Below are 23,160 nucleotides of genomic sequence, written 5' to 3'. Positions count from 1 at the left end.
GGGCGGTTTTCAGGTGGTTTTCATAGGGATTATCAGGTTTCCGCACATTTTCCTCTCTACGATTCACTTTCACTGCGAATTACGGCAAAACAAGCACATATTTATTGCTTAGCGTAGCCTTATTAATTTCCTTTATGTTGACTGGCATAATAAGAAGCGATTCGTTCCGCCGGACGCCCGGCTTCGACTTTCAGCCGTTCAATGGCCGGCTGTTTCTCCCGTTTCCATGCTTCTACGCCGTTCCACAGCCGTAAGGTCTCTTCGGCCAGCGCGTTCGCATCTGGCTTTTGGGTACTGCAAGCGGCTTTGATCCCGAGACGATTCAAAAATTGATCGATCTTCGGATCGTACGACACGCCAACCATAGGGACGAATTGACCGGCCGCATATATCAAGGAGTGAAGACGCATCCCAACCAACACCTGGCAAGAAGCAACTTCCGCCAGCATATCCTGCGGATGGTTAATCGGAGGGGTTATACTCATCCGCTCCTTGTAGAGTTCCCCCATATGTTCCATCACATACAAGGAAGCTTGCTCGTCGGATGGCAAGTGAAACGGCAGAAAACGAATATGCGCATCCGATTGCTCCAATACAAGCTTAAGCGCATCGGCAACAGCCTGCAGCTCTGAGCGATCTTCGTTCCAGAATCGGACGGATACCCCAATCACAGGCTTCCTATGCGTATCGCCTTTGGGGTCCCTTTGCTCGCGAAGCGATAACCCCATCACCGGATCCGGCACCACTTCAACACGGTCAGCAGGAACACCCATTCGCCCCAGCAGCGCTTTCGATTCGTCGTCTCGAACAGAAATAAACGCACATCGATTGAAGGCCGAACGGATCCATCCATAGAAAGACGGCCGGTGCACCGGACCGATGCCTTGTGAATAAACAAATACAGGCTTTCGAAGCCATTGAGCAAGCCGGATAATTCCAATGTAATACGGGATCGTTTTGGTCCCCGTTTCATCCTGCAGCAGACTGCCGCCGCCGCTTATGAGCCCGTGGGCTCCTCGCAGCGTCCGCCATACTTCGGCAGGGCGCATCCGGTGAGCGGCTTCAACGCCGTAGGTTCGGGCCGTTTCCTCCGGGTTTATGGACAGAACGACAGGGACGAATGTTACGCCCTGTCGTTCTCCTTGTTCCTTCAAAGCCAGCAAAATCGATTGCAGCACGGCCTCGTCGCCGCTGTTATGGAATCCGTAGTAACCGGACAATACTATTCGCTTAACCGGGGTACCCAACGCTGCCAACTCCTTGCGATAATTTCCCAGACTACAATTAAGACTGCTCCGATCAACAGGCCGAAAGCCAAGCCGTAGACGACGCGAATCGACGAAATGACGAGTGGTGTATGCAGATGCGCGAACGTATCCACGACCGAAGCTTGACCGATCACGCCGATCAGAACAAGCAGAAGCGCGCTGCGGTACTTATAGCACAAGTAAGCTCCCAGCAGGAACAGCGGATGGGAGATCAAGAACTCCTTCGTCCGCGGCCGCACGCCGAGCGTATTTTCAAGGAAGGATCGGAAATACCGTTCGAACGACGATGCCTGCCCCTCATTGCCGGTACGCGAAATGTAATAATAGCCTGCTGCCGCGACGACTACTGCGACAATGACCCACAGAACACGAATATTCGCGTGAAGGAAGCCTTGAATTCGCTGCACTTTATCCCGATAAGAAGTTTCATCGCTAAACAACAGCCAATACAGCACCGTCAGGGCGATCGGAGCCGCATGCAGGATGCCGACGCCGCGGAATTGCTCCAGTACCAATGAATACGTGATTTGATTCAGCAGCCCTACGATAAATAGAGCACCGATTAACGAAAGAAGAGTGGTCCTCAAAAGAAGTATCGCAGCAAATAGCCATTTTTTTTCATCTTTGCGCTTAAGCTTATTCCGCGCCGTCCGGATCGCAAACATCATGGCGAGAGTCGGTGCGCAAGTTCCTGCGCCAAGCGCTAACGCTTGCGAAAATAAACTGTTGTTCCACACATACATCCCTGCAGAGCCCACCAATCCGATCAAAAAGACAGCTAGTGCAAGCTCAGGGACGAAGTAAGAGATCGTCAGCGCAATTAAAGCGATGGCTCCAATCGACAACAGTGCCTTGGCAATCGGCTGCCAGCCTGAATGCACCGGTACAAACGCCGTAGCCGGCCCGGTTTGATAGCCGATCTTATGAATCTGAGGAATAACCCCGTCCGGCCCCTTCAACGTCAAGTAAATGGAATCGAGCGGATGAACGATTTTCCCTTTATCCGTGCTCTTTACCGCTTTGGCATGCAGGAAGATCATCCGGATGTTGCGATCCTTTACCGCCAGCAAAAACCGGTCCGCATAATCTTGAATGCGGCCCTTTAGCTCTTGCGGAGTGATATTCTCCGTCAGCTTCTGGGAGTCGGATTCCGTGAGCGGGTGAAGCCGGACCACGTTGTAATCGATCTTCTTCGCGATGCTGTTGAAGCCGCGCGGCGGCGTCTTTTGATACAGGGCTTCGGTCGAGGCCAAGCCAATTTGGTGCTTTTTCATGAGCTCGGCCATCAACTCGATATTGTGCAAATCTTTATCGCTTACGAAACCGGGTACGGTCTCGCCGTCGATAATCATTCGCTTCACTCCGAGAGCCTTCAGTCTTCCCAGCAGCTCATCCAAGCGGGCCTCGTCAAAAGCCCGGCGGTTGGATAGCCGGATGACAATCGTGTACCCTTTTTCCTTAAGCAGCTGCAAAGTGATCGGATCCGGGTCCATCGTTTTCAACATCGCATCTTCCATCGACATCTCGATGATCAGGCCCGGCTGATTTTTGTAGCTCCATGCTCTCGTGTTTACATTCAACTCGGCAAAAGCCTTCTGAATCATCGGCTGAAGCTGCTGCTCGGATTCTTTCTCCGCAAACAAAAGATACGTAAAGTTTTCATTCGGCGAAATGGGTGTCTGAGTTAAAGCGGACGCTTCATGCGATGTAAACAGCTCAATGCGGCGGCTCAGCTTCAGCTCGTTGAGAGTCGCTTCATAGACAGCCATGGATTGAATCCCATGCTGCTTCATCTCGTCCAACTGCTCCAATACGAATTTGCGGGGATCCGTTTGCAAATCGGATATTTCCAGCAAATTGCGGTAATCGAAGACGAACTCTACCTTTCGTCCCGTTTTCTGCTCCGTCTCATTCCGCTCGAACGCTACGGGGATGGCAGCCAGCATCCCAAGGATAACCAGCCACCACAACCATTTAAGCGCCCGTTGATTCCATTTCATGTACGTTCCCTTCAACACTGCCCACTCCCAAAGTTAGTTGTGATTGTCCACGCGGGACATAACTGTCTGCACCAGTTGTTCGATCGCTTCGGAAGCGGCCTGCGCGGAGGTGCCTCGAACGGCAAAGTATACTTTGATCTTCGGCTCCGTGCCCGATGGGCGGAGGCAGAACCAAGAATCGTCTTCAAGCGTATATTTAAGGACGTTTTCCGACGGAAGTCCGTACAATCCTTGAGAGAAGTCCTCAACCTTAACGACCTGCAATCCGTTAAGCACTTCCGGTGGAGCGCTGCGCCAATCGCTCATGATGCTTTGGATTTTCTCGACGCCATCCTTGCCTTTGAGCGTGCGCGATTCGAGCTTTTCCAAGAAGTAGCCGTGACGCGCATACAGTTCCTGCAGAACATCGTACAAGGTTTTGCCTTGGCTTTTGTAATAAGCTGCAGCTTCGCAGATCAGCATCGACGCGATTACCGCATCCTTGTCGCGTGCATAGTTGCCGGCGAGATAACCGTAGCTTTCTTCATAGCCGAACAAAAATTCGGCTTCTCCGGTCCGCTCGAACTGTGTCATTTTTTCGCCGATGTATTTGAAGCCTGTCAGCGTGTTCAATACTTTAGCCCCATAATGCTCGGCAATGACCGCTCCCATCTCGCTGGTGACGATCGTTTTGATCACGACTCCGTTCGCCGGAAGCTCACCGCGCTCCTTGCGGCTGCTGAGCAGGTAATCGACCATAATCGCACCCGACTGATTGCCCGTCAGCACGAAATATTCGCCGTTCGCATCCTTCACAACCGCGCCCATCCGGTCGCAATCCGGGTCCGTACCGATAATGATGTCCGCGTCCGTTTTCTTGGCTTCGTTAATTGCCAAGGCGAACGCTTCCCGTTCCTCCGGATTCGGCGACTTGACCGTGGAGAAGTTGGCATCCGGCTGTTCCTGCTCGGCAACCACCTGCACCTGATCGAAGCCGATGCCGGCCAATGCCGCGCGCACGGATAAATTGCCTGCTCCATGCAGCGGTGTGAACACGATGCGGAAGTTGTCGCTCGTCTGCTTCACAAGCTCCGGATTGCGGCTGATGGCCGTGACCGCACGAATGTATTCGGCATCCACCGCCTCGCCGATCCATTGCAGCAAACCGGCATTCTCGGCCTCCGCACGCGACTTTCTTTTCACGTCGGCAAACGACTGCACTCCGCGGATCTCAGCAATGACTTGCTCGGCTTGCTCCGGAACAAGCTGTCCGCCATCGTTTCCGTATACTTTATAACCATTATATTCGGGAGGATTGTGGCTCGCCGTGATAACGATGCCGGCGTCGGCCTTCAAATACCGGACGGCAAACGAGAGCTCCGGCGTCGGACGAAGCGATTCGAACACATACGCTTTGATTCCGTTGCCTGCCAGTACCTTAGCCGCTTCAAGCGCAAATTCTGGCGACTGGTTCCGGGAATCGTAGGCAATGACCGCGGAAAGCGATCCTTTGCCGGAAGCAAGCATGAACTGTGCGAGCCCTTGGGTGGCACGGGCTACCGTATACGCGTTGATCCGGTTCGTACCGGCCCCAATGACGCCGCGCAGGCCCCCGGTTCCAAATTCCAGATCGCGATAAAACCGATCCTCGATTTCTTTGGCATCTCCTGCAATTTGTCGAAGCTCTTCTTTGGTGCTCTCGTCAATTGCCGGATCCTTCAACCAAAGCTCGTATTGCTCCTGTACATGCTTCCCCGTATTCATCATTCCATCTCCTCTACCCGAAATTTTATGTATATATGTTAATTATGGTCGGTGTTATCCTCTTGAAGCGCGAACATGATTTCGCCTTCCGCGACGACTTTATCTCCGACTTTGGCTGTTGCCTGCCCTTTGCCGATGATGCCTTTCGATCGTGTAATCATTACCTCTAACGTTAACGTATCTCCCGGCTTCACTTGACCGCGGAAACGGAAATTGTCGATTCCTGCAAGCAACCCGATTTTCCCATGGTTTGCTTCCAGTTGCAATAGGGCTACGGCACCGACCTGCGCAAGAGCTTCGACAATCAGCACCCCCGGCATAACGGGAAATCCCGGAAAATGTCCCTGGAAAAATGGTTCGTTGATCGTTACATTTTTAATACCTACGGATTTCACGCCCGCTTCAACTTCTACTATGCGGTCCACCAACAAAAAGGGGTAACGGTGCGGAATGATCTTTTGAATTTGAACGGCATCTAACAAGGCAGATGCTCCTTTCCTGAGTGAGTATAAAAACGTCTGGTTCAACTTACAATACAAATGTCCCTTCATGAGCTGCAGCAGTGAAGGTTGATATAAGGGAGCTTATGTACGGATTTGCCGGTAAGGTGAATCCGGGCGTGAGCTCTTTTTATTTCGAATAGGGTTCCCTTATGAATGCAAGCCACGTTTGTTCAGCAGCTTGAACTGAAGAATATAAATAATAGAGGTGACAAACGATACGGCGATGACAAACCATAAATACGCATGAGCGTACGGAAGCTCGAAAACGATCAGTAGAATGGCAACATAATACAAGACGGTCGTCAATTTCCCCATCGCATTCGCCGGAACGGTCTTTTTGCCCCGAAAATGAAAAATCGCTGATCCTACGATCATGCCCGCGTCCCGTAAAAACATGGCTCCTGCAGCTTGCCACGAAATCATCTGGGAGAAAACCAGAGACAAGATGACGGTGATCATCATCAGCTTGTCCGCGAGCGGGTCCAACATGCTGCCAAGCTCGGTGACCAAATTTCGTTTCCGTGCGATGTAGCCGTCCAGTACGTCGGTAAGCCCCGCAATAAGCAGGACGAAAAAGGCGCTTTTAGTATATCCTGCTCCAAATACCACAAGGTAGACGGGAATCAAAACAAAGCGGCATACGGTCAGTACATTGGGCAAGTTCCACACGAAATAGCGTCCCCCTCTGAGCCGCTTAAGTTATCGGCGCAGCTCGATTCTCTCTCTGTAACGCTTCCCATCCATACATTATACCTTTATGAGGAAAAAAATAAAACTCCCTTACCCGGGAGTTTATCACTACGTATCGGCAAAGATCAAATCAAACGCATGACGCCACGTATTCAAATTGAAAACCTCATGAATATCTTGTTTTCCTATATAAACGTACCCGATCGCAAGCCCTACTAAAAGCGCCACTATGCCGGTGAACGGAATCCACGTCCACTTCAGGAACGTAAAAACCGCTTTTTTCCATCTTTTCGATTCTGCAGGCGCCTTCTTTCGGTTATCGCTCAAGTTCCCTACCTCGCTTTGCGTAATGCCGTTAGCCACGCAAGTTATTGGCCAAGTTCATCATTTGATCGGACGATGCTACTGCGCGGGAATTTAACTGAAACGCCCGCTGAACCATGATGAGCTCGGACATTTCGTCTGCAAGACTGACATTTGACTGCTCCAAAAAGCCCTGACGCACCGTAATCGGGTCTACCGTGTTGTTCCCCACCGTTACGGGCTCCAAGATGTCGTCCCGCTGCTGAGCCGTAATGTCGGAAGGCAACCCGAACACATTATCGCCGAGCTGCTGCAAAAGCTGAGGACGAACCACGCGCACCATTTTGATTTGCCCGACCGGAACCGCCTCCGCATTAGGATCCGCTTCATCATGGGCCAGAATCGTTCCATCCGCTTGAATTTGTATCTGGTGGTTGTTCGGCACGCGAATCGGATTGTTGTCGGCCCCCATCACGTAATGACCGTCCTTGGTAGTCAAGATCAGGCCGTCAGGGTTTTGCGGATCGCCTGAAGGCGAGAGTTCGAAGGAACCGTCTCGCGTCCAACGGGTTTCTCTTACCGGATTGCCCGCTGCATCTACGGAAGCGGTGGATATTTCGAACAGTCCCTCCCCTTCTATCGCCACGTCAAGCGGGTTGTTCGTTGGCTTCAGCGAGCCTTGACTCATATTCAATTGAGCTGTCGCAAGCTTGGCCCCCCATCCTTGGTTGTATCCAAGCGGCGTAAGCCGGCCTTCTTTTTGAAAACCGCGGGGCTGCTGCTTCACGTTGGTCAACACGTCTTGAAACGAAGCTTCCCGGCGTTTATAGCCCGTATTGTTGACGTTGGCCATATTATTCGCAAGCAGATCGAGCTTTTGCTGAAGCGCATGCATCGAAACGGATGAATTGATCATCGAATGATTCACGTGAACTCCTCCTGTAAGGGGTGTTTCTCAGCTGGACGAGCTATATATAATGGCAGATTAGACGCGGCCGATTTCGTTGGCTGCTTTCTCCATACTTTTATCATAATACTGAACCATCTTTTGGTTAGCTTCATAAGCCCGTAAAGCCGACATCATATCGACCATGGACTGGCTGGAATCCACGTTGGAGCGCTCGACATAGCCTTGCCGCACTTCAACCTGGTCTTGAGCGTCAATCGGCCGGAACGCTCCTTGATCCTGGGCATTTATGCGGTACAGCCCGTTGCCCTCGCGGACCAGCTGGTTCGGATCTTCCACCCGGGTAATAAGCAGCGACAACGGTTGTCCGTTCGCCCCCAATATCGGTTGGCCTTCTGCATTGGTGAACTGTCCCGCCCGGGTCATGCGGAAATTCGTGACCGGCGTACCCGCATCCATCAACACGATAGGTTGTCCATCGCGCCCTAACACCGAATGGCCTTCGGAATCGATCAGCCGTCCGTTGGCATCCAGCGAAAACTTGCCGTTCAGGGAATAGCGCTGTTCGCCGGCCGCATTCAAGATCGTAAAGAAAGCTTGGGGCTGAATCACCCGTTGTCCGTTCTGATCCACGTACTTGCCTGAGCTGTCAAAACGGGCACCCGGCACCTGAATATCCGAAATCAAGGCGAAGTCAAAAGGGTTCTTCGTTTCCTGAATATCGCCTTGCGCATGCAGAGAAACATTCTCCTCCGCCATAACCCCTGTATTAATCCGGCCGACAGGCACCGAACCCGGTTCGTCCTTGCCGCTGCGTACCCGGGAAATGAGAATTTCCGGGAACGACCGGTTAATTCCGTTGCCGCTTTTAAAGCCGGGGGTGTTGAGGTTGGCAATATTATTGGTAACGATATCGTGCTTGCGCTGCTGTGCGATCATGCCGGAAGCGGCGGTATACAGGCCTCTTAACATCGAATGGTTACCCTCCTAAAATTTGCGCTTGGTTACTTTATCCAGGTTGTCCAACATAATGCCGGTTCCTTTTACAACGCAATGCATCGGATCTTCCGCAATCAGGATGGGCACCTTAAGCTCGTCCGCCAGCAATTGATCGATGCCGTGCAGCATCGCGCCGCCACCGGTCAAAATAACGCCGCGGTCGATAATATCGGCCGAAAGCTCCGGAGGCGTGCGTTCCAACACGCTCTTGGCAGCCGCCACGATAGACGATACCGGCTCCGACAGCGCTTCTTGAATTTCCTGCGAATTGATGGTCACCGTTAACGGCAGTCCGCTCACCATATCTCTGCCGCGGATATCCATCGTCTCGCGCTTGCCGTCCGGATGCACCGTTCCGATGCGGACTTTAATATCCTCGCTTGTACGTTCGCCGATCAAGAGCTTGTACTTGCTTTTAATATATTTCATAATGGCAGAGTCGAACTTGTCCCCTGCGATTTTAATAGAAGAGGAGGTAACGATGTCGCCCATGGACAATACGGCCACATCCGTCGTACCTCCGCCGATATCTACGACCATGTTGCCGCTCGGTTGGAAAATATCCATTCCGGCGCCGATGGCCGCAGCCTTAGGCTCTTCTTCCAAAAACACTTCGCGCGCCCCGCTCCGTTCGGCCGCTTCCCGAATCGCTTTCTGCTCTACTGACGTGATGTTCGTCGGAGCGCAAATCAAAATACGGGGGTGACTGTACCAGTTCTTCCCGCCGACTTTATTGATAAAATACTTCAGCATCATTTCCGTTATTTCAAAGTCGGCAATAACGCCGTCTCTCAGCGGACGGATCGCCACAATATTGCCAGGCGTCCGGCCAACCATGCGGCGCGCTTCTTCGCCTACGGCCAGCACTCGCTTTATATCGCTTTCGATGGCGACGACGGACGGTTCATCCAGGACAACGCCCCGACCTTTCACATGAATCAGGACGTTCGCAGTCCCGAGATCTATGCCGATATCCTTGCTTAACATTCCTATTGATCCTCCCTAACCAACCGTCCATCCTTATTGTAAAAGAAGTGGCACTTCTATTATATACGTTACTTAGGTAAATTCGCCATGTATTTCAAAATTCCTCTTTTTTTTGAACGATTTTTCGACAAATATCGCTTCGTCTCCGGCCGGTTCGGGAGAAGGGGCGTACCGTCAGCGGCGCGGAGGCCCATTGGCATCCAAGGGCTATAGGCCTACCTCCGCGTTGGGAAATACAGCTCACGGTACGGCTGGAAACGCGCCCTGCAGCGGGGCCGGTTTACTTAACGGTAACGAGCTTATCTTGCGCCTTCGGGCTGCGGGTTTTCCGGTATTTAATCTTGGTGGCCTCTCCCCCGCGCAGGTGACGGATGGACTTATGATATTCCAAAATATGCTTCACCTGATTGGCAAGCTCCGGATTTATTTCCGGCAGACGTTCCGTCAAGTCCTTGTGCACCGTGCTTTTGGAAACGCCGAATTCCTTGGCTATGGTGCGAACCGTATGCTTGGTCTCCACCAGGCAGCGGCCTATCTTAATGGTTCGCTCTTTGATGTAATCGTGCACTCCCCTCGCCTCCCTACTCGAGTTAGTTTGGTACATTATATGAGGGGCGCACGCTTATATTCTTTGTTTCGGAAGGCTGACAAGCCCGCAGCGAACAATTATTTCAAGGACAAGCGTTTTTTCGCAAGAGCATCCGTTCCGCGAAAACAAAAAGGCAGAGGAAACGATCCTCTGCCTGCCGATCCGCCGATATTAATGATCTCCGAGGTATTGCTCCGGATTAACCGCCGGGCCGCCTTGACCTTGACGCAATTCGAAGTGCAAATGGTTGCCTTGATCTTTTTCCAGCTCGTTGCGTCCTGCTTTGGCGATGACGTCGCCCTTCTTCACTTCGGCGTCTTTGGCGACCTTGACTTCGGCCAGGCTTTGATAGACCGAAACAAGCCCGTTGCTGTGCGTAATTTCCACCAAGTTGCCGACGACCGGATCTTTCTGTACCGCCGTGACCTTACCGCCCATGACGGCCAATACGTCAAACGCTTGATTGTCGTGTCTTGCGAAATCCATACCCATATGGGGGGTAAAGGTGTCGCCGTATTCGACCATCGCGGCTTGCCGCACTTCGTTCGACGCTTTATTATCGAAGAAAGGAAGCACGACATCCAGTTCGCTGCGTTCTTTGACCGGCCATTGCATCGTTTCCTGTTTCGCGTTGGTAGCTACCGCATCGGTACCCGAGACGTTTCCTGTGACCGTACCGGTTTTCGTAGCATCAAGACTGACGTTTTTGTCAGGCTTCGTGATGCTGGACCCTTGGTACCACCACATTAACGTTAAGATGATTGCCGCAGCTGCTATGTACGTTGCCGGAAATACCCACTTCTTGGCGAGCAATCTTTTCCAGGATGACGATGTGCCGCTTTGGGCTCCTTCGGTAGATTTAGGAGCTTCTTCTTGGACCAAATCTCTTTTTTGTTCACTCATTTGTATATCACCTCGCTAACCATTCTTGCCAGGTTCGCGAGATTTATACGCGGAAAAACCTATTTTATTAGAAAGTTTTTCCTTTCAATAGATTGGAAGCCCGGTCGATGGCTATGCCGGCATAATAGTATTTCACAATGTCCTCCGCTTTGCGTCCTTCCATCGCCATCCCGTTGGCGCCCCATTGGCTCATCCCTACGCCATGCCCGTAGCCGAATGTCGTAAACCGCCATTCTCCGCCGCTCCATGTCCATTGAAACTGGCTGGAATTCAGTCCGAGCTTCTCTCGAACCTCTCTTCCGGTAAATAGCTTTCCGCCGATAGACAGCTTCTTAATCCGGTTTCCTTGACTCTTCTCTATCACCTTGATGCCTAGAGGGCTTCCGGCCGATACCGGCACGGCGCCGGACAACCCCAGCTTGCGCTGCAGCTCCTTGGACGTAAAAGCTACCGTCTCTTTATAGCGCGGCGACAGCTTAGCATCCCAAGGGCTCGGTACGCTTCGCAAATACGGAACGTTGAAATTCCAGTAGTCTTCCGAATTTTCCGTATACCCGTTGCTGGTAGAGAAAAAGCTCGCTTCGATCGGCTTCCCTTGATAGGTTAGTACGAGATCTCTTGTTTCCTCTACCGCCCGTTTTAGCTTGTCCATACGGGAGAGGAACGCATCGTCGCCCCAGCGCTGCTTTAGCTCCTCGTCGGTGACGTAAACTTGGTGGCTGATCGTATCCGTCACGAGCGCATTGGCATCCGGGACATTGCTCTGGTCGCCGTCGAGCAGCCTTCGGACGATATAGGTGCGTGCGGCCATCGCTTGGGCTTTGAGCGCCTCCGGCTCGAATTCGATGGGCATCTCCGCCGCGACGACTCCCCGCACATACTGCTCGAGGGCCATTCTTTCCGTTCTCTTCTCCTTTGCCCGGTAAACGGGAACAAGCAGTTCGTCCTGCTGCCGCGCTGCGGACGGCTGCTCTGCAGCAGTCGGCGCAGGCTCCGGCTCCTTTCCGGGTCCCGTGCGTACGAGCAAGCCGGGTACCAGCACGACGACAGCTGTGAAACTGGCCAGCCATACGGCCAACCAGCGAATCCAAGATTGTTGCGTCCGGGTCAGCTTGTACTTCATCAACGGGTTCCTCCATCTTTCGGCTCTCCATAATCAGACGCTGCGGCTGCAGGTACCACCATCTTATGAACCGAAAAGATAGAATAGAACCTCAAAAGAAAGAGAACCGGCCCTTTCCGAATGAAAGAGTCGGTTCCCGTTCCAAGAGAATAGAAGCCATAAGGGTTAAGCAAGGCTTGGCTGCACAGCGAACAGCGGGAGTGTTTGCTCCTCTTCTTCCGTATCGACGATTTCGACAGGAATCCGGCGAATGTCCGCCCCTAGCGCGCTGAGCTTCTCAGCTATATCCACATAGCCCCGGTCAATATGATGAATGCCGGTAATCTCCGTATCGCCGTCGGCCGCAAGCGCAGCCAAAACAAGCGCCGCTCCGGCACGCAGGTCGGTCGCGCACACCTTGGCCCCTTGTAGCTTGCTGCCGCCGCTGACAACCGCCGTACGGCCCTCCACCTTAATCTGCGCATTCATGTTCAGCATTTGCTCCACATGCATAAAACGGTTCTCGAACACCGTCTCGGTAACCAGGCTGGTCCCGTCTGCCATGAGCAGCAGGGCCATCATCTGCGACTGCATGTCGGTAGGGAAGCCGGGATAAGGCAACGTTTTAAGATCTACCGCACGCAGAGGACGATCCGTATACACCCGGAGGCCGTTCTCATCTTCTTGAATTTGCACGCCCATCTCCTGCATCTTGGAAATGACCGGACGCAAATGGTCGCCGATCGCTCCTTCGATGTACAAATCGCTGTTCGTGATGGCGGCGGCAATCATATATGTACCTGCTTCAATGCGGTCGGGAATGACCGTATGTACTGCACCGGTAAGCTTCGATACGCCGTCGATGCGGATGATGCCCGTACCCGCTCCGCGGATTTTGGCGCCCATCGCGTTAAGATAGTTCGCCAGATCGACGATCTCCGGTTCCTTGGCGGCGTTCTCAATTAAGGTCGTGCCTTCGGCAAGCGCCGCGGCCATCATAATGTTCTCCGTCGCCCCTACACTGGCGACATCGAGGTACACCTTAGCTCCCTTTAATCGTCCGCTCACCCTCGCTTCAATATACCCTTGGCCGAGCTCAATCTCTGCGCCCATCGCTTCGAAGCCTTTCAGATGCTGGTCGATCGGACGCGTACCGATAGCGCATCCTCCAGGCAGCGATATGCGCGCTTGGCCGACACGGGCTAACAGCGGGCCCATGACCAGAAACGACGCCCGCATTTTTCTTACCAGATCATAGGAGGCCTCGCACGTATCGATTTTGGATGCATCGATGCGGACCGTTTCGTGTTTATATTCAATCTTGATTCCCAGACTTTCAAGCACCTTGTTAATGACAAGGACATCATCCAGGGGAGGCGCGTCGTGAATGACGCTGACTCCATCCGTTCCTAAGATCGAGGCTGCGATGATCGGCAGGACAGCGTTTTTCGCTCCGTTTATTTTGACCCTGCCGGATAGCTTTTTGCCGCCGCGGACGATTATTTTGCTCATCATGATCCCCCTCCGCGTAATTTCTGCTTGCGGTTGCATAGTCTTTAGCCGGTCACGATACCATTCGTGGCCCGAGCGGATTTTTTAACGGTTGTACTAACCATTGTTGACAACATTCTCCTCGGTTATTCGAAAAAATGTTTTTTCAGAACATTCCGGAGAACCAGGTCGACCACTCCAAATAGTCGATCACGAAGCGGGCGGTTTGATACCCTAGCGCGATCGAAAGCAGGATTTGCAGCATTTTGGCCTGGGCGCTTTTGGGACGTCTCAGCATCGTCTCCAGCTTCAGCTCCTGCAGAGCCCACCAAGAAACGCCGATGAATACCAGGACGACCACAATGTTGATCATCCCCTTGAGTCCCATCGACGCGCTCATTTGATCCAAATAATCCATGGAAAAAGCATTCCCCGCTTTCACCGAAGTGTCCCGCCGGTCCGGAAAAGCCGTATTGACCGCTTCCGGACCCGGTTTATTTCAGAATCCCCATCAACAGCTGGACGAATTCGGCCCGGGTCGCCTGCTGCTCGGGCCGGAACGAGCCGTCCGCATAGCCGCCGACCAGTCCCTCGGCTTTCATCTGCTTGAGCAGACCGGTGCCCCAATACTCTTCATCCACGTCGGTGAACGGAAGGGCGCCTCTTCGTTTGCCCGTCATGTTCATGCTGCGTGCCAGCATCGCCGTCATCTCCATGCGAGTGACCGGCTGGTCCGGCGCAAACGTCTGGTCCGGGTAACCTTCGATAATGCCCGCCTGTGTCGCCCGGGCCACATGATCATAGGCCCAATGCGTCGCCGGCAAGTCTGAGTAGCTGACCGCTTTTTGCTTTTCGAGCCGGAACGCCCGTGAAATGACCGCCGTCGCTTCGGCACGGGTAATCGGCCGGTCGGGCTGGAACGTATAGTTGTCGTATCCGTTAATGACCTGTTTGCCGGTCAAATTCAAGATCGCATTTTGCGCCCAATGCCCTCGAATATCGGTATAGCCGCCGGTCAGCGGCTTGGCGTTAACGAGAAGCTGATACATACGGTTATCGAACGGCCGGTTGGAAGTCAGCTTCAGATAGTACGTCCCCGGCTTGAAGCGGCCGGACAATTCCTGCGAATCGGCTGAGCTGTTGTTCATCGAGGTTGCCATCGAATTCATCGACCCGTCGTATAAATGCATATACATGCTCACGCCGGAAGGGATGTCGCTAAGTCCGACCCGAACGAAGCTGTCCTCTTCCACCTTAAATTGGAACCAATCGACGTCGTCCGACTTATCGAGCAGGCCGTTATAAGGAGTATCCATCGAGATGGCAGTCGCCTGATATGAACGATTATTCGGTTCGTTCGGATCGATCAGCTTCGCGTCGTACTCGATCGCAAGCGTGTATTCGCCAACAACCGGGTTCGTATAATCCTTCACGTTGGTCACCCGAATGTAGTAGGTGCCGGGAAACACTTCGGGCAAGGAGTACGACTCCGTTGCGCCGTCGTCCCCTTCGTCGATCGTCACCGACTTCTCTCCTTGTTTTTGAACAAGAAGCACCGGGTCGATTCGCGCCGTATCGGTCGTCACATGAATGCGCAACGAACCGGTTTGGGTAACGGGGAACTCGTACCAGTCCACATCATTGTATTGGTGGAACGTCCCCTTGACCTTCACGCTCCGGGAAGGCAGCACGTACGCTTTGAACTGGCGGTCGTTGTCTTCGTACGGATCGCGGTAGATGTCAAAGGAAGTCGTCAGTCCGTAAGGCGTTTCCCCTTTGCGGTTGCGATCGCTAAGCTGGAGTTGAAAATAACTGCGCCCCTTGGATACTTTGAACGGAACCGTCTGGCCTCCTTGCACGGTTTTGGTCGTCAATACACCGGAAGCGTCCGTATGCTGTACATTTACAGACAAGCTGCTATCGAGCTCCAGCGTAACATTTACGGTTCCGTCGTAGGAAGCATCCGTGGCATACCAGTCGTTGTCCGTGCCGTCCGAGAAGGATGCGGTAATTTTTTTGCTGGCGGAGATTACTTTGGCCTGATCCTTACGGTTATTCGGTTCGTACATATCGGCCAAATAAGGCTCATTGAGCAATCGGTCTACCCGAAGCAAGCCGTAGCCGGTACGCGGATTCCAGCCTTTTCCGGTTAGATCCTCCGCCGTTTGGCGAATCCATTGACGAATCTGATACGCTTTCATCTCCGGATTCCGTCCCCACAGCAGTGCGGCGGCAGCTGCGACTTGCGGTGCAGCCATCGACGTGCCGTCCTTCGCTTCGTACGAACCGCCGGTCGCCGTCGTGAACACATCCCAAGGCGCGACGACGTCGACCTCCGGTCCCGTGTTGGACAAGTCGTTCACCGCACCGTTGGCATTCACTCCGCCAACCGCGAGGACGGTAGGATACGCCGCCGGATATTTGACGCGGTTGCCTTCGTTGCCCGTAGCGGCTACCAGCAGCACGTCTCTTTCCTCCGCGTACCGTACGATATCGTTCATGTAGGCGGAGTATTTATTGAGGCCGAGCGAGAGAACAACAATCTTGGCGCCATGATCGACGGCATAGCGAATCCCTTCGCCGAGCTTCTGCTCGCCACCGGACCCGTCCGCTTCAAGCGCTTTGATCGGCATGATCCGGGCGTTCCACAGCATGCCGGCAACGCCCCGGTCGTTATTTCCCACAGCGCCTATGACACCCGCTACGTTGGTGCCGTGGCCGTTGTCGTCCGCCGGCGGCTGTTTCGCATGAATCAGGTTGACGCCCGGCAGCAAATTGGGCTTCAAATCGGGATGCGCCAAATCTACTCCGGTATCAACGACCGCGATAATCATGCCGCTGTTGCTCTGCGTCACATTCCAGGCTTCGTTCATATGAATTTGCTTAAGGTAAGTTTGCTTGGCATAGAACGGATCGTCCGCCTCCAAGGCATAAACCGTACCGGTGATGGTGAGGAAAATCGTGAGGCCTAAGCATGATGAGTATATGGTATGTTTAAGATTTATGCCGTTCATCGCATTCAGAATCCTTTATCATGATTTTCTTCAGCCTAACCCCATTATCTCATTCTAAGCTTTATGCCGAATCCCTGCAACTGGAATTGAAAACCTGAGAGCAAAGTTTCACCATTCAGACATATACGCCGAAAAACCCCGCCGTTCCGGTCAAGGAAAAGCGGGGTATCACATGGACGAGTGGAGAAATACGTCCACCCGGACTAGCTAAATATGAACAAATCCTGCGTAAGTGAGAAGATGCGTTCCAAGTAGCCGAGCACCCAGTGCGGGAACAAGCCGAGCACTACGCTCGCGGCTGCGCACAGCCACATCGTTACGCTAAGCGGAACGCTCGTGCGGATCGGCTGCGCTCCGTCTTCGCTGCGCATGAACATTTGGCGGATCAAGCCGAAGTAGAAGTAGTACGAAACGACGCTCGTTCCGATCATGACCGCCGCAAGCCAGTAATGCTGCGTTTGCAGCGTGCCGAGCAAAATGTACAGCTTCCCGAAGAAGCCTCCGGACATCGGCAGCCCGGCCAGTGACAGCACCAGCAGCACGGCTGCGACAGCCGTTCCCGGCGCTCGGTAGTACAAACCGGCCAATCCTTTGATCTCATCGTCGCCCGTCGAGCGTTCGATGATCATCAGCACCGCGAAAATCCCGATGTTCATGAACAGATAGGCGATAAGGTAAAAAGCGAACTCGGCGAAATTCGAATAATGCATCATCGAGAACTGAATCGCGATCGGCACCATCAAGTAGCCGGAGTTGGCAATCCCGGAGTAGGCCAGCAGCCGCTTCATGTTCGTTTGCCGCAAAGCAATGAAGTTACCGACGATCATTGCAGCAGCCGCCACGACCATTAGCGATAGCAGGACGTCCTGATGGAACGGGAGATTCATCAGATCCCCGATCGCATAAACGTTGTACATGAACCGGAACAAAATCGCAAATGCCGCCGCCTTCGACACGACCGCCAGAAAAGCGGTAACCGGCGTCGGAGCTCCTTGGTATACATCCGGAGCCCACATATGGAACGGCGCCGCCGCCACTTTGAAGCCGAAGCCCGCAAGCAGCAGGAAAAAGCTTAAATAAACGAGCGGAAGCATTCCATGGGACGCTGCCCCCAGTCCCGCGTTAATCTCCTTAATCACCGTCGAGCCCGTCATGCCGTACAAGAAGGACATGCCGTACAGAATGACGGCTGACGATATGCCGCCCAGCACAAGGTATTTGAAAGCCCCCTCGTTCGAGCGTTTGTCTTTTTTGCGCATGGCTACCAAAATATACGAGGTGATGCTGAGCAGCTCCAAGCCGACGAAGATGGTGATCAGATCGCCGGACGAAGCCATAATCATACCGCCGAGCGTCGCCGGCAGAAGCAAGTAATAAAATTCGCCGATGTGTGGAATTTCATCTTCTTTTACCGAGCCGATGCTCATTAGTGTAATCAGCCCGGCTCCCGCCAGCAGCACCAGCTTCATTATGGCCGCAAAATCGTCGATCCGATAGCTGAAGTTCAGCAGCTGCTTCGGTTCTGCAGGATTGAGCTGCCCGGCCGCAAATACAGCGGCAATAATAATGCCTACCAGCGATAGCCAGCCCAGCCAGGTCCGGTTCATCTGACGCGGCAGCAGCAGATCCAGCAGCGACAACACCACAGCGGCGGCGACAAGCGTCAGCTCCGGAGCCAGCAGACCCAGATCACTTAGCTCAAGACGTATCGGTTCCACCGGTCTAACCCCCTATCTTCGCAGAAACGCTGTGAATGAATTGATCGAAGCTGCTGACGGTTTGATGCAGCGGATTGCTCAGCACGCCCGGGTAAATCCCGAGTACCACGATGAAAGCGACAAGCGCAATCATCGGAATCGCTTCGATCAGCCGTGCGTCCCGCATCTCCGGCAGCGTCGTCTTCTGCGGTCCGTATGTGATACCGAGCACCCCGCGAAGCACGTAGACCGCAGCCAGAATGATCCCAAGCGCCCCGACGGCCGTAATGATCTTATACTTCTCGAACAAGCCCAGGAAGGCCAGAAACTCGCCGATGAAGCCGGACAACCCGGGCAGACCGAGCGAGGCCATCCCGGCTACAAGCAGAATCCCGGAAATGAACGGCACCGATTTGGCCAAGCCACCAAGCTGGTCTAACTCCGTCGTCTGCGTGCGCTCATAAATGCTTCCGACAAGCAGGAACAGCAGCGCCGAGATGAGACCGTGAGAGACGAGCTGGAATACGGCTCCTTCCAAGCCGGCCGGATTAAACGCGGCAATGCCGACCAGTACGATGCCCATGTGGCTAATACTGGAGTAAGCCAGCACCAGCTTGAACTCCTTTTGCACGAAGGCCAGAATCGCACCATACACGATGTTGATCACACCGAGAATCGCCAGTACGGCAGCCCACTGCACCGCCTGCTGCGGGAACAGCAGAATCCCGAAGCGGATCAAGCCGTAAGCGCCCATTTTCAGCAAAATGCCGGAGTGAATCATAACGATCGACGGCGGCGCTTCCGTATGTACTTTCAGCATCCACGTATGGAACGGGAAAATCGGCAGCTTGATGCCGAAGGCCACAAGCATCATCAGAAACAGCACCCATTTCATCGTTTCGCTTAAATAGAACGGGTTGCCTTCCAGATCGCCTTGATTCACATACGAATCCGCGCTCTGGAACAGATGCTCCATAATCACGTTGATATCCCCGGAATAATGAATCGAAATGCCGTTATCGCCCATCGTTTGGCCGAAGCCCGCCGTACTGACGAGGATGAGAAAAGCGATCAGCATAATCGCCGAACCGATTCCGTTATAGATCAAGAACTTGTTCGCCGCCCGCTCCCGGTCCATATATCCCCAAATGCCGATCAGGAAGAACATCGGGATCAGCGTCAGCTCGAAGAAGACGAAGAACAAGAACAGATCCTGCGCCATAAAGACGCCGAACATACCGGTTTCGAGGAGCAGGAACAAAATAAAATACGATTTCCAGCGTTTCTTGATGTACACCGACGCCAGCGCGGCCATCGTTGCGACAATCGCGGTCAAGAAGACGAGCGGCAGCGAAAGGCCGTCAACGGCCATCGTATACTTGAACTCAAAAAAGTAGGCTGTCAACTGACTGAGTCCCTGCGTCTCTTTGTTCAGCGGAACGAGGATCCACGGTACCTCTTCTCTGAACTGCATGCCTTCGAGATTATGGTTGAACTGCCCGTAAAGCCAGGCGGACAGCACCAGCGGAATGAGCGTCGCGACAATCGCCGTCGCTTTGATCCACTGGCCCTGCGTCTTGGGCGTAAACATCAGGATCAGCACACCGATGAGCGGTGAAAAAGCGATGAGCGATAAAATAGGAATACTATCCGACATCGATGAACCTCCTTCCCGCAATGGCCAGCATCAAAATCAACAGCCCGAGCAGCGTAATCAGCCCGTACGATTGTACCTGTCCGTTCTGCATCCGGGACCCGAGACGTCCGAGGCCGGTTACGGTGTAGGCGGCCAAACGAACGACGCCGTCGATCACATAGACGTCGAACAGGTGCAGCAGAGACCCGATGCCCTGAAGCGGACGCACGATGATCGCTTGATACAGCTCATCGATGTAATACTTGCGGTTAAGCAGCCGGTACAACCAAGGCGCGCCAGCCGTGAAGGCATCCGCCGAAATCACGCGTTTGAGATAGACGAGATATCCCAGTCCGATCCCTAGCAAACCGACGACATTGGACATCACCATGACGAACCAGGAAGCATGCTCTTCTTCCGCATGTCCGGTTAGCCACGAGCCCAGCCACGGATTGAACGGCGTAAAGACGAAGCCGGCCACGACGGCAAGAACCGCCAGCACGATAAGCGGGAAGGTCATGGAGCCGGGAGATTCGTGAACCGGACCGTGACTCTCCTTCTGCCGGGACTTGCCCATAAACACCAGAAAGAACAGGCGCGACATATAAAATGCCGTAAAAAACGCTGCGATCAGCCCGACCCAGAACAATCCGGTATGTCCGGTGTTATACGCTTCGGCAAGAATCGCATCCTTGGACCAGAAGCCGGACAGCGGCACGATTCCGCTGAGCGCAAGCGCGCCGATGGCGAACGTCCACGCCGTAATTTTCATTTTGCTGCCGACGCCGCCCATCTCATGAATGTTCTGTGTATGCACAGCATGAATGACGCTGCCTGCGCCGAGGAACAGCAGAGCCTTGAAGAACGCATGCGTGAACAAGTGGAAAATGCCGGCCGTATACGCCACGGTCGTGCCGATGCCCAGCGCCATCATCATGTAGCCGAGCTGGCTGACCGTCGAATAGGCCAAAATCCGCTTAATATCGTTCTGCGCCGTACCGATCGTGGCGGCGAATATCGCCGTGAACGCCCCGACCACAGCGACCACGGTCAAAGCCACGGGCGATGCCGTGAAAATGTCAAACGTCCGCGCTACGAGATACACGCCAGCGGCAACCATCGTCGCGGCATGGATCAGCGCACTGATTGGCGTCGGACCTTCCATCGCGTCCGGAAGCCACGTGTGCAGCGGGAATTGGCCGGATTTGCCGATGGCGCCGATGAAGATCAAGATGGCGATCCAAGTCGCCATATCGCCGGAAATTTTTCCGCCGGACAGCGCATTATGAATCGAGCTAAAGTCGAGTGCATGGCCCGGCATAACCCAGAACAGCAGCAGAATGCCGAGAAACAACCCGACGTCGCCGATCCGGGTGACGATGAACGCCTTCTTGGCGGCCGCCCGAGCCTCCGGCTTGAAATACCAGAAACCTACGAGCAGGAACGAGCAGACGCCGACCAGCTCCCAGAATATGTAGAACTGCACCAGGTTCTCCGAGGTGACAAGCCCGAGCATGGAGAACGTAAACAGGGCGATATAAGCGAAAAACACATTAATTCGCTCGTCCCCGTGCATATAGCCTTTGGAATAAATATTGACAAGCAAGCTGACAAAGGTCACGATGACCAGCATGAGCGCATTCAAATTCGTAACCTCGAAGCCCATGTTCAATGTAACGTTGCCAAGATGGAGCCATTGCAATTTGTTCCACGTGAAATCTTCGACGTTCCCGCCGATCCGCTCCCAGAAAATAAGGACGGACAGCGCGAACGAAGCGAACACGGCCACTATGCTGATATAAGCGCCCGTCTCCCGCAAGCTGCGCCCTACCGCCGTTAAAATGAGAAACGACAGCAAAGGGAACAACGGGATGAGCCAAGCGTATTGCGAATAAGCCGATACCATGGGCTTAAGTCCTCCTCCAAGAGATTGCCGCAAGCTTGCCTAAGAACACGATCTCTGATTTCCTGTCCGGATAATCCTTCCAAGAATCCGGACAGGCGCTTGCGGAAGCTGCGCTATCGCTTCATCGAGTCCATCTCGTTGACATCCGTTGTTCCTTTGTTGCGGTACAGCGCAATCAGTATCGCAATGCCGACAGCCACTTCCGCCGCGGCCACCGTAATGTTGAACAGCGAGAAAATTTGCCCGGTTAATCCGGGGTTGACGCCCAGCTTGGAAAAAGCGACGAGGTTCAGGTTGACGCTGTTGAGCATCAGCTCGACAGACAGCAAGACGATAACGGCGTGCTTTTTCGAGAGCGCTCCGTACAATCCGATGCAGAATAGAATCGCTGCCAGCGTCAAGTAAGGCGTAGCCAGTCCGGTAGCTCCCATCCCTCAGTCCTCCTCTCTCTTCGCCACGATGATCGCACCGATGAAAGCGACCGTCAGCAGCACGGACATCAACTCGAACGGGATCACATGGTTGGAAAACAGCAGCTTCCCGATCTCCATCGTATTGTCCTGCATCGACGGGTACTCGCCGGAAGGAAGCTGCGATTTCTGGATCGCGTAGAAGATGATGCCGAACAGTCCAGCCGCCCCGATGAACAACAGTCCGTTATGCCACGGCCGCTTCGGCTCCTCTTCCTCTTCCTTCGTATGCTTGGTCATCATAATCCCGAAAATCATCAGAATGGAGATGGCACCCGCATAGATCAAGATCTGAACGACGGCCACAAATTCGGCTTCGAGGACGACATACAGCCCGGCCAGGCTGATGAACGTCAGCGCCACGGCCACGACCATGTGGACCACTTTGGTGAAGCTGAGCATGAAAATCGCCCCGCCGATGGCAAGCAGCGCACAGATAAAAAATGCGATATTTTCGCCGCGGGACAAAAAGTCGACGATATTTCCGAACATTATTTCGCCCCGCCTTTCGGAAGCGCGGAGTTGTTCTCCTTGCGCACGTTGTGATTGTTCTCGTTCAGCCATTGCAGGTTTTTGAACAAATCGTCGCGGCTGTACGTGCTCAGCTCGAAGTTGTTGGTCATCACGATCGCTTCGGTCGGACATACTTCCGTACACAAGTCGCACAAAATGCATATTTCAAAGTTAATATCGTACGTATCGATCACTTTTCCCTTTTTCTCGGGGTCCGGGTTCGGCTTGCCGACCAGATTAATGCACTCCGTCGGGCAAATGCGCGCGCATTGGTTGCAGACGATGCACTTCTCGGGGTCAAAATGCTGGATGCCCCGGAACCGGTCCGGCATTTGAAGCGGAACGTCGGGATAAGCGTAGGTCACTTTTTTCTGGGTCATGGATTTAAAAGTCACGCCCAGTCCCTTCATGATGCCCTTCATAGTCAATCACCCTTTCA

Annotated in this window: 21 protein-coding genes; all 21 read right to left on the bottom strand. The window is 53.5% G+C overall.

Going from position 1 to position 23,160, the window contains the following annotated elements; translation table 11 throughout:
* Positions 1–122: 122 nt before the first annotated feature.
* Positions 123–1,247, bottom strand: coding sequence for a polysaccharide pyruvyl transferase CsaB (gene csaB / locus KQX66_RS18045; protein ID WP_216794177.1), 1,125 nt, complete (start codon positions 1,245–1,247; stop codon positions 123–125).
* Positions 1,223–3,268, bottom strand: a complete 2,046-nt coding sequence (locus tag KQX66_RS18040; RefSeq protein ID WP_253957240.1) for a DUF5693 family protein — start codon at positions 3,266–3,268, stop codon at positions 1,223–1,225. The genes csaB and KQX66_RS18040 overlap by 25 nt, the downstream gene beginning before the upstream one ends.
* Before the next feature lie 33 nt (positions 3,269–3,301).
* Positions 3,302–5,014 (bottom strand): phospho-sugar mutase, encoded by a 1,713-nt coding sequence (locus tag KQX66_RS18035; RefSeq protein ID WP_438804198.1) that lies wholly within the window; start codon positions 5,012–5,014, stop codon positions 3,302–3,304.
* Between the two features lie 35 nt (positions 5,015–5,049).
* A complete protein-coding gene (gene fabZ, locus KQX66_RS18030) occupies positions 5,050–5,493 on the bottom strand; it encodes a 3-hydroxyacyl-ACP dehydratase FabZ (protein ID WP_216794309.1) in 444 nt (147 codons plus the stop codon).
* 168 nt (positions 5,494–5,661) lie between these two features.
* Entirely contained in the window at positions 5,662–6,183 is a 522-nt protein-coding gene (locus tag KQX66_RS18025; protein ID WP_216794174.1) for a CDP-alcohol phosphatidyltransferase family protein, read from the bottom strand.
* A gap of 129 nt (positions 6,184–6,312) precedes the next feature.
* On the bottom strand, positions 6,313–6,531 hold the full coding sequence (locus tag KQX66_RS18020) for a DNA-directed RNA polymerase subunit beta (RefSeq protein WP_253957239.1): 219 nt from the start codon (positions 6,529–6,531) through the stop codon (positions 6,313–6,315).
* A 28-nt stretch (positions 6,532–6,559) separates the two neighbouring features.
* A complete protein-coding gene (locus KQX66_RS18015; protein WP_216794172.1) occupies positions 6,560–7,435 on the bottom strand; it encodes a flagellar hook-basal body protein in 876 nt (291 codons plus the stop codon).
* 57 nt (positions 7,436–7,492) lie between these two features.
* Positions 7,493–8,386, bottom strand: a complete 894-nt coding sequence (locus KQX66_RS18010; RefSeq protein ID WP_216794171.1) for a flagellar hook-basal body protein — start codon at positions 8,384–8,386, stop codon at positions 7,493–7,495.
* A gap of 15 nt (positions 8,387–8,401) precedes the next feature.
* On the bottom strand, positions 8,402–9,400 hold the full coding sequence (locus tag KQX66_RS18005; RefSeq protein ID WP_127462355.1) for a rod shape-determining protein: 999 nt from the start codon (positions 9,398–9,400) through the stop codon (positions 8,402–8,404).
* Between the two features lie 280 nt (positions 9,401–9,680).
* Complete coding sequence (gene spoIIID, locus KQX66_RS18000; RefSeq protein ID WP_216794170.1) at positions 9,681–9,968, bottom strand: sporulation transcriptional regulator SpoIIID; 288 nt, start codon at positions 9,966–9,968, stop codon at positions 9,681–9,683.
* A gap of 192 nt (positions 9,969–10,160) precedes the next feature.
* Positions 10,161–10,892, bottom strand: coding sequence for a M23 family metallopeptidase (locus tag KQX66_RS17995; RefSeq protein WP_216794169.1), 732 nt, complete (start codon positions 10,890–10,892; stop codon positions 10,161–10,163).
* Between the two features lie 67 nt (positions 10,893–10,959).
* The gene (gene spoIID / locus KQX66_RS17990) at positions 10,960–12,015 is read right to left on the bottom strand and encodes a stage II sporulation protein D (RefSeq protein ID WP_216794168.1); all 1,056 of its coding nucleotides are present in this window, start codon (positions 12,013–12,015) and stop codon (positions 10,960–10,962) included.
* A gap of 165 nt (positions 12,016–12,180) precedes the next feature.
* Complete coding sequence (gene murA, locus KQX66_RS17985) at positions 12,181–13,506, bottom strand: UDP-N-acetylglucosamine 1-carboxyvinyltransferase (protein WP_216794308.1); 1,326 nt, start codon at positions 13,504–13,506, stop codon at positions 12,181–12,183.
* 145 nt (positions 13,507–13,651) lie between these two features.
* Positions 13,652–13,903, bottom strand: coding sequence for a DUF1146 family protein (locus KQX66_RS17980; RefSeq protein ID WP_054972593.1), 252 nt, complete (start codon positions 13,901–13,903; stop codon positions 13,652–13,654).
* Between the two features lie 76 nt (positions 13,904–13,979).
* Positions 13,980–16,499: a S8 family serine peptidase gene (locus tag KQX66_RS17975; protein WP_216794167.1), complete on the bottom strand. Its 2,520-nt coding sequence runs from the start codon at positions 16,497–16,499 to the stop codon at positions 13,980–13,982.
* Positions 16,500–16,702: 203 nt separating this feature from the next.
* Positions 16,703–18,217, bottom strand: coding sequence for an NADH-quinone oxidoreductase subunit N (locus KQX66_RS17970; RefSeq protein ID WP_216794166.1), 1,515 nt, complete (start codon positions 18,215–18,217; stop codon positions 16,703–16,705).
* A 4-nt stretch (positions 18,218–18,221) separates the two neighbouring features.
* On the bottom strand, positions 18,222–19,853 hold the full coding sequence (locus KQX66_RS17965) for a complex I subunit 4 family protein (RefSeq protein WP_216794165.1): 1,632 nt from the start codon (positions 19,851–19,853) through the stop codon (positions 18,222–18,224).
* Positions 19,843–21,738: an NADH-quinone oxidoreductase subunit L gene (gene nuoL / locus KQX66_RS17960; protein ID WP_216794164.1), complete on the bottom strand. Its 1,896-nt coding sequence runs from the start codon at positions 21,736–21,738 to the stop codon at positions 19,843–19,845. Before nuoL ends, KQX66_RS17965 begins: the two co-directional genes overlap by 11 nt.
* Before the next feature lie 113 nt (positions 21,739–21,851).
* A complete protein-coding gene (nuoK, locus tag KQX66_RS17955) occupies positions 21,852–22,169 on the bottom strand; it encodes an NADH-quinone oxidoreductase subunit NuoK (protein WP_010499416.1) in 318 nt (105 codons plus the stop codon).
* A 3-nt stretch (positions 22,170–22,172) separates the two neighbouring features.
* A complete protein-coding gene (locus KQX66_RS17950; RefSeq protein WP_216794163.1) occupies positions 22,173–22,700 on the bottom strand; it encodes an NADH-quinone oxidoreductase subunit J in 528 nt (175 codons plus the stop codon).
* A complete protein-coding gene (gene nuoI / locus KQX66_RS17945) occupies positions 22,700–23,143 on the bottom strand; it encodes an NADH-quinone oxidoreductase subunit NuoI (protein ID WP_090672266.1) in 444 nt (147 codons plus the stop codon). The genes KQX66_RS17950 and nuoI overlap by 1 nt, the downstream gene beginning before the upstream one ends.
* Positions 23,144–23,160 lie beyond the last annotated feature (17 nt).

It is taken from the genome of Paenibacillus oleatilyticus (assembly GCF_018998565.1).
Taxonomy (GTDB): Bacteria; Bacillota; Bacilli; order Paenibacillales; family NBRC-103111; genus Paenibacillus_G; species Paenibacillus_G oleatilyticus.
The sequence above is the reverse complement of the archived record's forward strand: the minus strand, read 5'-3'. Positions and strand labels throughout refer to the sequence as shown.